At 68.1% G+C, this 12,766-nt stretch carries 10 protein-coding genes; 5 read left to right on the top strand and 5 right to left on the bottom strand.

All coding sequences use genetic code 11. The annotated features are described in order from the left end of the window. Window positions 1-154 precede the first annotated feature (154 nt). A complete protein-coding gene (locus I4484_RS04200) occupies window positions 155-652 on the top strand; it encodes a hypothetical protein (RefSeq protein WP_197449768.1) in 498 nt (165 codons plus the stop codon). A 108-nt stretch (window positions 653-760) separates the two neighbouring features. Here the strand turns inward: I4484_RS04200 and purL are convergent, their stop codons facing one another. Then, entirely contained in the window at window positions 761-4,696 is a 3,936-nt protein-coding gene (purL, locus tag I4484_RS04195; RefSeq protein ID WP_197449767.1) for a phosphoribosylformylglycinamidine synthase, read from the bottom strand. A 156-nt stretch (window positions 4,697-4,852) separates the two neighbouring features. Here purL and mltF point away from each other — a divergent pair, with 156 nt between their 5' ends. Both mltF and I4484_RS04185 read left to right on the top strand, forming a co-directional pair. Beyond that, window positions 4,853-6,319 (top strand): membrane-bound lytic murein transglycosylase MltF, encoded by a 1,467-nt coding sequence (mltF, locus tag I4484_RS04190; protein ID WP_197449766.1) that lies wholly within the window; start codon window positions 4,853-4,855, stop codon window positions 6,317-6,319. 7 nt (window positions 6,320-6,326) lie between these two features. Further along, entirely contained in the window at window positions 6,327-6,650 is a 324-nt protein-coding gene (locus I4484_RS04185) for a hypothetical protein (RefSeq protein WP_197449765.1), read from the top strand. Here I4484_RS04185 and tadA read toward each other — a convergent pair. Beyond that, the gene (gene tadA / locus I4484_RS04180) at window positions 6,647-7,138 is read right to left on the bottom strand and encodes a tRNA adenosine(34) deaminase TadA (protein ID WP_197449764.1); all 492 of its coding nucleotides are present in this window, start codon (window positions 7,136-7,138) and stop codon (window positions 6,647-6,649) included. The genes I4484_RS04185 and tadA overlap by 4 nt on opposite strands. A 59-nt stretch (window positions 7,139-7,197) precedes the next feature. Between tadA and I4484_RS04175 the strand changes: the two genes are divergently transcribed. Both I4484_RS04175 and I4484_RS04170 read left to right on the top strand, forming a co-directional pair. After that, the gene (locus tag I4484_RS04175) at window positions 7,198-8,019 is read left to right on the top strand and encodes an acyl-CoA thioesterase II (RefSeq protein WP_197449763.1); all 822 of its coding nucleotides are present in this window, start codon (window positions 7,198-7,200) and stop codon (window positions 8,017-8,019) included. A 137-nt stretch (window positions 8,020-8,156) separates the two neighbouring features. Next, a complete protein-coding gene (locus I4484_RS04170; RefSeq protein ID WP_197449762.1) occupies window positions 8,157-9,905 on the top strand; it encodes a methyl-accepting chemotaxis protein in 1,749 nt (582 codons plus the stop codon). Between the two features lie 58 nt (window positions 9,906-9,963). Here I4484_RS04170 and I4484_RS04165 read toward each other — a convergent pair whose 3' ends face one another. From I4484_RS04165 to I4484_RS04155, 3 genes are all read right to left on the bottom strand, one after another. Then, complete coding sequence (locus I4484_RS04165) at window positions 9,964-10,836, bottom strand: bifunctional nuclease family protein (protein ID WP_234283595.1); 873 nt, start codon at window positions 10,834-10,836, stop codon at window positions 9,964-9,966. Between the two features lie 90 nt (window positions 10,837-10,926). Continuing rightward, window positions 10,927-12,204, bottom strand: coding sequence for a Y-family DNA polymerase (locus tag I4484_RS04160; protein WP_197449761.1), 1,278 nt, complete (start codon window positions 12,202-12,204; stop codon window positions 10,927-10,929). Then, complete coding sequence (locus I4484_RS04155) at window positions 12,201-12,659, bottom strand: LexA family transcriptional regulator (protein ID WP_197449760.1); 459 nt, start codon at window positions 12,657-12,659, stop codon at window positions 12,201-12,203. Before I4484_RS04155 ends, I4484_RS04160 begins: the two co-directional genes overlap by 4 nt. Between the last annotated feature and the right edge of the window lie 107 nt (window positions 12,660-12,766).

The following is a 12,766-nucleotide window of genomic DNA, read 5'->3' as shown; positions in this document are numbered from 1 at the left end:
ATACCCGCGGATGGAATCACTGGTTCGTCAGACCTAAACGTCGCGAAATTTGATGAAGGTCATGCAAACCGGGGGCATTCTCTGAGCATCATGACAAGCCGCAGACGATGCGGGGAAGCGGCTGACGCTCGGCCTTCGAAAAGAGGACACCGCCATGCCAGAAAAACCAACAAGGATCACCAGGCTGGCCCTGGTGCTGGATGAGCTATTGACACTCGCCGAGGCGCACGAGCGCGCCGAGGTAGCACGCTACCGACGTCTTGCCTTCAGCTTCCTGCCTTTCGATACCGCCGTGAGCCGCCTGATGGCCTCGCTCGGCATCCAGTGCGAAATGCGCGTCGAGGAACTGCGCCGCCTCTCGCGCCAGCTGGGGCTGCCGGAATCCTCCTCGCCCCCGACACAGCCAAGCGCGGCCTCCGCTCCACCGTTCTTCGTCAATACCCACGCCATGGCCTTCGAAGTCCTGACCCAGGCGGTAACCGACGCGGGCTACTCGCTGCACTTCCATGAGCACCTGCGCGAAGCCAGCACCGTCCCGGCGCTCTACCCCGCCCTCACGGCGGTGATCAAGCAGAAGCGAGCAGAGCATACCGTGCTCGAGGGTTTTCTCGCGTCTCGCGACGAACTGACACAGATGGTACAGCGCGCTTGACAGCGACGCCTTTGCCGGTCAGTGGCGTTACGCAGCGGCAGGGATGAGCCAAGACAGCAGCAAACGAAGAGGCGGCCCGCGGGCCGCCTCTTTCCTTGTGGCGGGCGCTCAGCCCAGCCAAACGCGGGCGTTGCGGAACAGCCGCATCCAGGCGCCATCCTTCGTCCACTCCGCGGGACGCCAGGAGTTGGTGACCGCCCGCACCACGCGCTCGGGGTGCGGCATCATGATGGTGACGCGGCCGTCCGGCGTGGTCAGGCCGGTGATCCCGGAAGGCGAGCCGTTGGGGTTGGCCGGGTAGTGGGTGGTCACCTGGCCGTAGTTGTCGACGTAGCGCAGCGCGACCTGGGCGCTGCCCTGCATGCTGCGCAGGTGGGCGCTGTCGCGGAACTCGGCGCGGCCCTCGCCGTGGGCCACGGCGATCGGCAGGCGTGAGCCCTGCATGCCGGAAAGCAGGATCGAGGGGCTCTGCTCCACCTGCACCATGGCCACCCGCGCCTCGAACTGTTCGGACTCGTTGCGCACGAAGCGCGGCCAGTGCTCGGCGCCGGGGATCAGCGACTTGAGCTGGGCGAACATCTGGCAGCCATTGCACACGCCGAGGCCGAAGCTGTCGTCGCGCTCGAAGAACGCCGCGAACTGCTCCCGCGCCCGCGGGTTGAACAGCACCGACTTGGCCCAGCCGCCGCCGGCGCCGAGCACGTCGCCGTAGGAGAAGCCGCCGCAGGCGACCAGTCCCTTGAACGCCTCAAGATCGACGCGCCCCTCGAGGATGTCGCTCATGTGCACGTCCACCGCCTCGAAGCCGGCGTGGTCGAAGGCCCAGGCCATCTCCAGATGGCCGTTGACGCCCTGCTCGCGCAGGATCGCCACCGCCGGCCGCGTTGCATTGACGAAGGGGGCGGCGACGTTCTCGTCCACGTCGAAGGTGGGGCTGACCGACAGCCCCGGGTCACGGCCGTCGAGCAGACCGTCGAACTCGTTCTTGGCGCAGTCAGGGTTGTCGCGCAGCGCCTGCATGCGGTAGCTGGTCTCGGCCCAGGTGCGCTGGGCCAGCAGCCGGGTGGTCTCGAGCAGCGGCTCCTCGAACAGGGTCACGCGCACCTGGTCGTCGTAGCGCGGCCGGGCGATGACACCGCAGGTCTCGATGCCGGCGGCGGCGAACTGGGCCAGCACCTCCTCGGTGTGCTGGCGGTTGACCTGGATCACTGCGCCGAGCTCCTCGGCGAACAGCGCGTCCACCGCCTGGGTCGGCTCGTCGATTAGCCAGTCCAGCTTGATCTCGAGACCGGCATGGGCGGCAAACGCCATCTCCAGCAGCGTGACCAGCAGGCCGCCGTCGCTGCGGTCGTGGTAGGCCAGCAGCTTGCCGTCGCGGTTGAGGCCCTGGATCACGGCAAAGAAGGCCTCGAGATCCTCGGGGTCGTCGAGGTCGGGACATTCGTTGCCCACCTGGCCATAGACCTGGGCCAGCGCCGAGCCGCCCAGGCGATTCCTGCCGCCCCCCAGGTCGATCAGGATCAGGTCGGACTCGTCCTGGTCGAGGTTGATCTGCGGCGTCAGGGCCTTCAGCGCGTCGGTGACCGGGGCAAAGCCGGTCACCACCAGCGACAGCGGCGCGGTGACGCTCTTCTCGTCGTCTCCCTCCTGCCAGGCGGTGCGCATCGACATGGAGTCCTTGCCCACCGGAATGGCGATGCCGAGCCGCGGGCAGAGTTCCATGCCCACCGCGTGAACCGCATCGTACAGCGCCTGGTTCTCGCCGACATGGTCGGCGGCGCTCATCCAGTTCGCCGAGAGCTTGATGTCACCGAGCTTCTCGATGGGCGCCGCCGCCAGGTTGGTGATGGTCTCGGCCACCGCCAGGCGGGCGCTCGCCGCCGGGTCGATCAGCGCCACCGGCGGACGCTCCCCCATGGCCATGGCCTCGCCGGCATGGGTGTCGTAGCTCGCCGTGGTGACGGCGACGTCGGCCACCGGCACCTGCCACGGGCCGACCATCTGGTCGCGGGCCACCATGCCGGTGATGGAGCGATCGCCGATGGTGATCAGGAAGCTCTTGGAAGCCACGGTGGGCAGGCGCAGCACGCGCTCCATGGCCTCGCGCAGGTCGAGGTTGTCGAGCATTACGCCGGGCAGCTCGAGCGCCTCGCGCTGGAACTCGCGCTGCATCCTGGGCGGCTTGCCGAACAGCACGCTCATCGGCAGGTCGACGGGCCTGGTCGCAAAATGGCCGTCGCGAACCTCCAGGTGATGCGCCTCGGTGGCCTCGCCGACCACGGCGTAGGGGCAGCGCTCGCGGGCGCACAGCGCATCGAAGGTGTCGAGATCCTCCGGTGCCACGGCCAGCACGTAGCGCTCCTGGGCCTCGTTGCACCAGATCTCCAGCGGGCTCATACCGGGCTCGGCATTGGGCACCGCGCGCAGCTCGAAGCGACCGCCACGGCCGCCGTCCTTGACCAGCTCGGGCAGGGCGTTGGAGAGCCCGCCGGCACCGACATCGTGGAAGAAGCGGATGGGATTGGCCTCGCCCAGTGCCCAGCAGCGGTCGATCACTTCCTGGGCGCGGCGCTCCATCTCGGGGTTCTCGCGCTGCACCGAGGCGAAGTCGAGGTCGGCGCTGGAGGCGCCGGAGGCCATCGACGAGGCCGCCCCGCCACCCAGGCCGATCAGCATGGCCGGCCCGCCCATCACGATCAGCTTGCCGCCGACGGGGATCTCGCCCTTCTGCACGTGGCCTTCGCGGATGTTGCCGTAGCCGCCGGCGAGCATGATCGGCTTGTGGTAGCCGCGCCGTTCGATGCCTCCCGCCCCCAGGGTGTCCTGCTCGTAGGTACGGAAGTAGCCGGCGAGGTTGGGGCGCCCGAATTCGTTGTTGAACGAGGCTCCGCCGATCGGTCCTTCGAGCATGATCGCAAGCGCCGACTGCATGCGCCCGGGCTTGCCGTAGTCGAACGCCTCCCAAGGCTGCACGAACTCCGGAATGCGCAGGTTGGAGACGGTGAAGCCGGTGAGGCCGGCCTTGGGCTTGCCGCCGACGCCGGTGGCCCCTTCGTCGCGGATCTCACCGCCGGCACCGGTGGCCGCCCCGGGATAGGGCGCGATGGCGGTGGGGTGATTGTGGGTCTCCACCTTCATCAGGATATGGATCGGCTCGCGTTGCGCAGCGTACACGGCGCGCTCGGCGGCCTTGCCGGTCAAAGGCGCGGCGAAGAAGCGCGGCGCCTCGGCCCCCTTGATCACCGCAGCGTTGTCGCTGTAGGCCGAGAGGATGTCGTCGGGCGAGGCCTGGTAGGTGTTCTTGATCATCTTGAACAGCGAATGACTCTGCGCCTCGCCGTCGATCACCCAGTCGGCGTTGAAGATCTTGTGCCGGCAGTGCTCGGAGTTGGCCTGAGCGAACATCATCAGCTCGACGTCGGTGGGGTTGCGCTCAAGTTCGCCAAACGCCTCGACCAGGTAGTCGATCTCGTCCTCGGCCAGGGCCAGGCCCAGCGCAATGTTGGCTTCCTCCAGCGCCGCCCTGCCCCCTTCGAGAACATCCACCTGTCCCAGCGGCGCCGGCTCATGATGGGCAAACAGCCGGGCGGCATCGGAGGCGTCGGTCAGTACGCTCTCGGTCATGCGATCGTGGAGGATTTCGACCATCGCGGTGAATGCCGCCTCGGACATCGGCGCCTTGAGCGCTACCCGATAGGCGATGCCGCGCTCGATCCGGCGCACCCGGCCCAGGCCGCAGTTGCGGGCGATGTCGGTGGCCTTGGACGACCACGGCGACTGGGTACCGATACGCGGCACCACCAGGAACAACTGGCCCTCGCCGTCCAGCTCGCTTCCGGAGCCGTCGCTCTCGCTCCTGATGCCGTAGTCGAGCAGCTGGCCGAGCAGGTTGCGCTCCTCGTCGGAAAATTCACCGTCGTGATCCACGAAGTGCACGTAGGCGGCGTGCAGGGACTCGACCTCGGGAACCCGTGCGCGCAGGGCAGCCAGCAGCTTGTCGTGACGGAAAGCGGAAAGGGCAGGCGCGCCTCGAAGTTCGAGCATGTCTTGAAGCCTCTGAAGCAAGCGGAGGAAGGTGGGCCGCACGGCGGCGCAGAAAGGCGACATGATACTGGAAAGCGACGGGCAGACGAAATGCAACAGATGACAGCTGTGCCCCGGGCCGTTATCGTGAAGCTCCCGTCGCCGATCGTCGCCTGAATGCCCGAGTTCGATAGTCGTGTCCTGCTGAGCCGCCTGCGCCTGGCCGCCCTGTTGCTGCTGGGAGTCGTCCTGTGCCTGGCGCCCTATCGCCACTTCGCCCCGCCCAAGGGCCTGCTGGAAGCGATCCGGGCGCGCGACTTCATCAGCATCCACACGCGCAACACGCCGACGACCTACTACGAGGGGCGCCACGGCCCGACCGGGTTCGAGTACGAACTGATGCGCCACTTCGCCGAGTTCCTCGGCGTCAGCCTGACCCTGGACTCGCGCCATCACATCCAGAGCGCGCTGGAGGCGGCGCGCCAGGAAGGCGACCTGGCCGCAGCCGCCCTGCCGTTGGACCTGACCCAGCCAGACCTCATCTATAGTCGCCCGATCCTCGACCTGCAACCGCTGCTGGTCTATCGCCGCGGCCTGCCGCCGGTCACGGAGATCAACGACCTGGCCGGTCTCAACGTCGGTACCATTCGCGACTCGGGGACCGATCGCGTGCTGCGCGAACTGCAGGCCGACCATCCGGAGCTGGGCTGGCGCGAATCACCGGAGGTGGAGGTCGCCGAGCTGCTGAGCCAGGTCGAGAACGGCGGCCTGGATGCCGCCGTGGTCTTCGAGCATCAGTTCCGCATCAACCGGATCTTTTTCCCCGGGGTCGAACGCGGCTTCCCGCTGGGCAAGCCGCTCTCCCTGGCCTGGGCCTTTCCCGCCAAGGGCGGCCTGGGACTACAGCAGGAGGCCAACCGCTTCCTCACCCGCCTGCAGCAGGAGGGGCGGCTTGACGAGCTGGTCGTTCGCCACTTCGGCCATGACGATTACCTGGAATACGTCGGCGCACGGACCTTCCTCGCCCACCTCGACGAACGCCTGCCCGCCTACGCCGAGCTGTTTCGCGAGGCGGCGCGCGATACCGGCTTTGACTGGAAGCTGCTGGCGGCGCTGGGCTACCAGGAATCGCACTGGGATCCCGAGGCCACCTCCCCCACCGGCGTACGCGGCCTGATGATGCTGACCCTGCCCACTGCAGGGGAGATGGGCGTGAGCGATCGCCTCGACCCGGCCCAGAGCGTGAGCGGTGGCGCCCGCTACCTGCGCCAGCTCAAGGAGCGCCTGCCCGAATCGATCCAGGGCGAGGACCGGCTCTACATGGCCATGGCCGCCTACAACGTGGGGCTCGGCCATCTCTACGACGCGCGCACGATCGCCGAGGAGCGCGGCGGCGACCCCGACAGCTGGCGGGACGTGCGCGAGGCGCTGCCGCTGCTGCAGCAGCATGAATGGCACAGCAAGACTCGCCATGGCTACGCCCGCGGCGGCGAACCGGTCATCTACGTGCGCAACATTCGGCGTTACCACGAGATCCTGACCTACGTCGACCGCAGCCAGCAGCAGTACCTGCAGCTCACCGATTCGTCGGGCGGCGAGGATCACGACGCCCCACTGTTCGACATCATCTCGCCACTTCTCTAGCAAGGGCGTGACCAAGCACCAACACGCCGACTTCATCCTCACCTGCCTGGCCAGCGTGCCCCTGGTCCTCGGCGTCGTGCTCGTGGATGGCGGGCCTTCGTTGCACGAACTCGTCGCCACTGGCCTGACCGGAATGCTCGTCCTGGCCAAGCTGATGCAGCTGCGGGGCTGGCATGCGGCGGCCAGGACGCTGGTCGGGTTTGCCCTGCTGCCGCTGGCCCTGGCACTGGCACTGGCCAGCTACGTGCTGCCGGAGTACTGGCCGCCGACGACGCGCTCTACCGCGCCAAGGCCGAGGGCCGCAATCGGGTCAGGGTCGCCCCGGCATTAACCACCGTCGAGAGAGCCTGAAGGAGCCCCGCCATTCTCGCGCCGGGCCTCGAAAAAGGCCTTGAGCAGGCGGGAAGCGCGCGCCGCCAGCACGCCCCCTTCCACCGCGACCCGGTGGTTGAACCAGGGCTGGGCGAACAGGTTGGCCTTCGACTCCACCATGCCGGTGCGCGGTTCGGCGGCGCCATAGACCAGCCGCGCGATGCGTGCGTGAATGATCGCCCCGGTGCACATCAGGCAGGGCTCCAGGGTGACGTAGAGGGTGCAACCATCGAGGCGGTAGTTGCCCAGCCGGCCGGCGGCATCGCGCAGCGCGCGAATCTCGGCGTGGCCGCTGGGGTCGTGGCCCGAGACCGGGGCGTTGTAGCCGGCACCGACGATCTCTCCCGCCGGGTCTACCACCACGGCCCCTACCGGCACCTCGTTGGCGGCCAGCCCCTCGCGGGCTTGGTCCAGCGCCCGGTGCATGTAGAATTCGTCACTGCGCATCGGCGCCGACTCCGTTATGCTGTCTGAAACAACCGTATGATACTTCCCGAGGAAGCCCCATGACCGATGCCCTGAACGCGCTCGTCGATCTGCTCGGCCTGGAAGAGATCGAGGAAAACCTGTTCCGCGGTCGCAGCCAGGATCTCGGCCTGCCGCAACTGTTCGGCGGCCAGGTGCTCGGCCAGGCACTCTCGGCCGCCACCCACACGGTGGACGCCAGCCGTCAGGCGCATTCGCTGCACGGTTACTTCCTGCGCCCCGGCGACCCTCATCGCCCGGTAGTCTATCAGGTGGACGCCGTGCGCGACGGCGGCAGTTTCACGACCCGGCGCGTCACCGCCATCCAGAAGGGGCGGCCCATCTTCTTCTGCAGCGCCTCGTTCCACGGCCGCGAGGAGAGCATGAGCCATCAGATGGCGATGCCCAGCGTGACACTACCCGACGTGCTGGAAGAGGAGCCGCATGCGCGCCTGGAGCGCTTTCCCGGCCACCCCATCGAGTTCCTGCACCTGGGCGACGAGTCCGAACCGGGCCAGCCCTCGCGCAAGCGGCTGTGGTTCCGCCTCACCGGCGAGCTGCCCGACGATCCCGCCCTGCACCGCTACCTGCTGGCCTACAGCTCCGACTTCAACCTGCTGACCACCTCGCTGGTGCCACATGGCATCACCTTCCGCGACCCCCGGTTGCAGATCGCCAGCCTCGACCATGCGCTGTGGTTCCATCACGACGTCAAGGTCAACGACTGGCTGCTCTACGACATGGACAGCCCCTGGGCCGGGGGCGCCCGCGGTTTCGCCCGCGGCAGCATCTACGACCGCAGCGGGCGGCTGGTGGCCTCGACGGCACAGGAGGGGCTGACCCGCCTGCGCGACGCCCCCTGAGAGGGGGTGCCATATGCTCGTATGGGCTGCTTCATGACTAACGTTGTAGCCCACCAGCCTAAAGAACCGCCGGAGCCGGCCGAAGTTAGTAAGTACTGACAACCGTATCAGTACACTCCCAGCTTCGAGGTTTCGCAATGCACGCTTCGGCTTCCAAGGCCTCCTTCTCCCTGCAACTCCAGACCCGGCTTCTGCTTTTGGTCTTGTTACCCCTGCTGTTGACCACCCTCAGCCTAGTAGTCATCGACGGCTATACCCGCGCCAAGGACAGCCAAGTCAATCTGGCACACCAGCGCGAACTACTCATCGAGACACGCAAGGCCGGGGTTCGCGATGTGGTCGAGAGCGCTCACTCGGCCATCCAGCCCATCCTAGAAGCCTCCACCCTCAGCGACGCCGACAAGCGCGAGCGCGCCGCCGAGATCCTGCGCGCCATCCGCTTCGAGGGAGGCAACTACGTCTTCGCCTATCAGCACGATGGGCTCAACGTGGTCACCGCGCCGATGCCCGAGCGCGAAGGCACCAACATGATCGGCGTGCAGGCACCCGATGGCGCCTACATCATCCGCGACCTGATCGACGTAGCCCGCCAGGGCGGCGGCTTCTACTCCTATCCTTGGGAATATCCCGGTTCCCGCAGCATCGAAACCAAGTACTCCTATGCCGTCAACGTGCCCGAGTTCGACTGGATGCTCGGCGCCGGGGTCTACATCACCGACATCGATGCCGCCATGGCCGAGGCCAGGGCTCAGGCGGCCGCCGAGCTGCGCCAGTCCATTCTGACCTCGACGCTGATCGGCCTGGTGCTGTTCGCCGGCGTGGCCGCGGTATCGACCTGGCTGGTACGCCGCACCGTGGCACCGATCCGCCGCACCGCCGAGGCCATGCGCGACATCGCCAAGGGCCAGGGCGACCTGACCCGCCGGTTGAAGGCGGAGAGCCGCGACGAGATCGGTGAGCTGGCCGCCCAGTTCAACGCCTTCGTCTCGCGCATGCAGGATACCCTGCGCGACGTGCGCCGCAGCACCGCGAGCGTGAACCAGGCCGCCGAGGAGATCGCCCAGGGTAGCGACGAACTCGCCACCCGCACCGAACAGGCCGCGGCCAACCTGCAGGAGACCTCCGCTTCGATGGAGGAGATCACCGCCACGGTGAATCACAGCACCGAGTCGGCCGAACAGGCCAACCAGCTGGTGGTGGCGACTTCTCAGGTCGCCCGCGACGGGGAGAGCGCCATGCAGCGGGTCGAGCGCACCATGGCCGACATCGATGCCTCGTCGAGCCGCATCGCCGAGATCGTCGGCCTGATCGACGGCATCGCCTTCCAGACCAACATCCTGGCGCTCAACGCCTCGGTGGAAGCGGCCCGCGCCGGCGAGCACGGCCGCGGCTTCGCCGTGGTGGCCCAGGAAGTGCGCACCCTGGCCAGCCGCTCGGGCGAAGCCGCCAAGGAGATCCGTGACCTGATCAACACCTCCGTCGCCCATGCCCGCGACGGCAGCGAGATCGTCCAGCGAGCCGGCGCCACCATGCAGGAGATCGTCACCAGCGTCGCGCGGGTCAGCGACGTGATCGCCGAGATCAGCGCGGGGGCACGCGAGCAGAACGCCGGCATCGGTCAGATCAACACCGCCGTGGCCGAGATGGATACCATGACCCAGCAGAACGCCGCCATGGTGCAGCAGACCTCCACCACCGCCACCGAGATGCGCCGCCACGCGCAGCACCTCAGCGACCTGGTCGGCACCTTCGTGCTCGGCGAGGATGGTGACAGCCAGCCAAAGCAGCGAGCCGCGCCCGCCGCGCTGCCGCGCCCCGTCGCGGATCCCAGGCCGCGCAAGGTGCCAGCGTCGCACGTCGCCGAGGAGGAGTGGGAAACGTTCTGAGGTGGCAAGCGGCCAGCCAGGGGCTGGCCGCCCCGCTGGCCCGGCGTACGTACCACGCTCAGGTGCGAATGCCGGGCACGTCTTCCTGCAGCTTCGGCATGGGCTGTCGGGGGGGCACGTCGGTGGTGACCTCGATCTCCTGCTCCTCCCCGTCCTGCCAGTAGCGCAGCCGGGCGTCTTCGTCCACGGCGGTGTCGCGCACCAGCTCGAGGTAGCGCAGTGGCGTCTCGGGCACTTCGCCGTTCACTTCGAGCAACAGCGCCCCAGGCCGAAGGCCGGCTTCCACTGCCGGGCCGTGTACGTCGCTGACCAGGACCCCGGGGCGGTCAGGCAGGCCCAGCGCCTCGCGCAGGTCGTCGGTGGCTGGCGTGACGGTGATGCCCAGCGCCACGACCACCCGCTCGTCGAGCCCTTCGTAGTCGATGCTGCGGGCCGCCTCGAGCACCTGCGGGGCCACGTGAATGCTCGCCCCCGCATGCAGCGCCAAGGCGATGGCATCGCTGGCGCGACTGTCGATGAGCAGCGTCTCTTCGCGCCCCGGCAGGCTCAGCTCCAGCATGCCGAAGAAGGTATTGTCGACGATGGCATCGACGTAGACCCGCTCCAGAGTGGCGTCGACCTCGCCGAGTACGTCTCCCAGCAGCTCGTGGGTCATGGGCCGGGGCGAGCGCTCGCCGGCCAGCCCGCGCAGGATGGCGCCCGCCTCGCTGATGCCGATGAAGATCGGAATCACCTCGCGCACGCCCGGCTCACGCAGCAGCACCACCGGGGGACCGCCGAAGCCGGCCAGCCCCACCGTGGCGACTTCCACCTCGACCATCTCGTCGACCTCGGCGGCGAGTTCACGCGCGCTCGTCGCCAGCGACCCCGCCAACAGCACGACACCGCACAGCAGCGACAGCGAACAGCGCCAGCGAATGGGCCACGGCATAGGCATCTCCTGCACACGGGCAGTCGTCTTCAGCATGGCACCCGGGGCGCCTTCCCGCCACGTGATTGCCCCCGAGGAGAGCCATCGCGGTCATCCCGTCTTGACCGTCACCAGCTCCTTCCAGCAGGTGGTGTAGCGCTGGGTACGGCGCTGGCAGCGCAGGGCCCAGGCGTTATCCTGGTGCGGCAGGCCGAAGCGCACGGTGTCACGCCCCATCTCGCGGTTGAGGTGATCGAGGGCCGCCATCAGGCGTCGGCTGCGATCGCGTCGCCGCGCGTCAGCCGGCTCCTCCAGCAGCGACAGCTGACGGCGCTCGGCGTCCACCAGGTCGAGCAGCATCACGCCGCACTTCTGGTAGCGATGCCCTTCGAGAAAGATGGCCGCCAGCGCCCGGCGCGCGGCGGCGAGAATGGTCGGCGTATCGTTGCAGGGCTCCGGCAGTGCCACGACGTGGCTGTTGGCGTACTGGGCATCCTGCAGCCGATGCGGGTTGGTGCGCACGAAGACCAGTACCGCCCGGGCCAGGCTGCCCTGTCGCCGCAGCTTTTCGGCGGCCCGCGTGGCATGCTGCCGCGTGGCGGCCTGCAGATCGGCGAGCGCGTCGCTCAGCCTGCCGAAGGAGCGCGACACCAGGATGCGCTGGCGTGGCTGCAGCATGTTCTCGAGCTCGATCGACGGATGGCCGCGCAGCTCCCAGACGATGCGCTCGAGCACCACCGAGAAGGCGCCGCGAATCCACTTGGGATCGGCCTGGCGCAGCTGCCAGGCCGTCTCGATGCCCATCAGTTGCAGCCGTTCGGCCGTACGTCGGGCCACGCCCCACAGCTCGGCAACCGGCAGGCGCTCGAGCAGGCGGCGGGTCGCATCGCTGTCGGCCTCGAGCCGACAGACCCCCTCGTAGGCCGGCTCACGCTTGGTCAAGCGGTTGGCCAGCTTGGCCAGCACCCGGGTGGGCGCCAGGCCCACGCCGGCCGGGATGCCGGTCCAGCGTCGCACCGCCTCGCGCAACCGGTGGCAATGAGCCTCCAGCGCCCCGGGATCGAAGCCAGAGAAGTGCACGAAACTCTCGTCGATGGAGTAGAGCTCCACCGCCGGGGAGAACTCGGCCAACACCTGGTTCATCCGGCGCGAGACATCGCCGTAGAGGGCGTAATTGCTGGAAAGCAGCACGGCCTGGCGGCGAATGGCCGGGGGCAACTGGTGCAGCGGCGCTCCCATGGCCACCCCCAGCGCCTTGAGTTCCCGCGAGCGTGCCACCACGCAGCCGTCGTTGTTGGAGAGCACGCCGACCGGCAGCCCTTCCAGATGCGGGTCGAAGGCCCGCTCGCAGCTGACGTAGAAGCTGTCGCCGTCGACCAGGGCGATCATGCCGGCGCTCCCGGAAGCGCATGGATCACATGGGTCACCACGCCCCATACATGACATTCGCGCCCTTCCAACGGAATCGGCGCAAAGCGCGGGTTGCTGGCCAGCAACACGGTTCTCCCTCGCTGATGCGCCAGCCGCTTGACGGTGAGTTCACCATCCACCGCGATCACGATCACCCGTCCCGGCAGCGGCTCCAGGCTGCGATCCACCACCAGCAGGTCGCCGTGATGGATGCCGTCGCCCTGCATCGAATCGCCCTCGGCTCGCACGAAATAGGTGGACGCCGGCCGTCGCACGACATGCGCGTGAAGGTCAAGGTCGCCGTCCAGGTGGTCGTCGGCAGGGCTGGGGAAGCCGGCCCGCACCCGGCAGCCCAACAGGGGCTGGGTGCGCTGCCCGAGCCGTGCTGCGGCGCTGCCGACGATACGCGGCGAGGGAAGCGGAGCGAGTGACATGGAGCCTCCAGGGACTTTTACTGTAAACAAATACAGTATTCGGCAAGAGTCCATCCGTTGGCAAGTGCCCCGCCGCCGCTGAATGGGTTCGGCCATCGTCGGGTTGA

It is taken from the genome of Halomonas sp. SS10-MC5 (assembly GCF_015992245.1).
Lineage (GTDB): Bacteria > Pseudomonadota > Gammaproteobacteria > Pseudomonadales > Halomonadaceae > Halomonas > Halomonas sulfidoxydans.
This window is presented reverse-complemented; position numbering and strand designations above follow the sequence as displayed.

Excerpts from the sequence above, each read along its gene's own strand:
- I4484_RS04200 (WP_197449768.1), top strand. The coding sequence starts at position 155 with ATGCCAGAAAAACCAACAAGGATCACCAGGCTGGCCCTGGTGCTGGAT.
- purL (WP_197449767.1), bottom strand. The coding sequence starts at position 4,696 with ATGCTCGAACTTCGAGGCGCGCCTGCCCTTTCCGCTTTCCGTCACGAC.
- mltF (WP_197449766.1), top strand. The coding sequence starts at position 4,853 with ATGCCCGAGTTCGATAGTCGTGTCCTGCTGAGCCGCCTGCGCCTGGCC.
- tadA (WP_197449764.1), bottom strand. The coding sequence starts at position 7,138 with ATGCGCAGTGACGAATTCTACATGCACCGGGCGCTGGACCAAGCCCGC.
- I4484_RS04175 (WP_197449763.1), top strand. The coding sequence starts at position 7,198 with ATGACCGATGCCCTGAACGCGCTCGTCGATCTGCTCGGCCTGGAAGAG.
- I4484_RS04170 (WP_197449762.1), top strand. The coding sequence starts at position 8,157 with ATGCACGCTTCGGCTTCCAAGGCCTCCTTCTCCCTGCAACTCCAGACC.
- I4484_RS04165 (WP_234283595.1), bottom strand. The coding sequence starts at position 10,836 with ATGCCGTGGCCCATTCGCTGGCGCTGTTCGCTGTCGCTGCTGTGCGGT.
- I4484_RS04160 (WP_197449761.1), bottom strand. The coding sequence starts at position 12,204 with ATGATCGCCCTGGTCGACGGCGACAGCTTCTACGTCAGCTGCGAGCGG.
- I4484_RS04155 (WP_197449760.1), bottom strand. The coding sequence starts at position 12,659 with ATGTCACTCGCTCCGCTTCCCTCGCCGCGTATCGTCGGCAGCGCCGCA.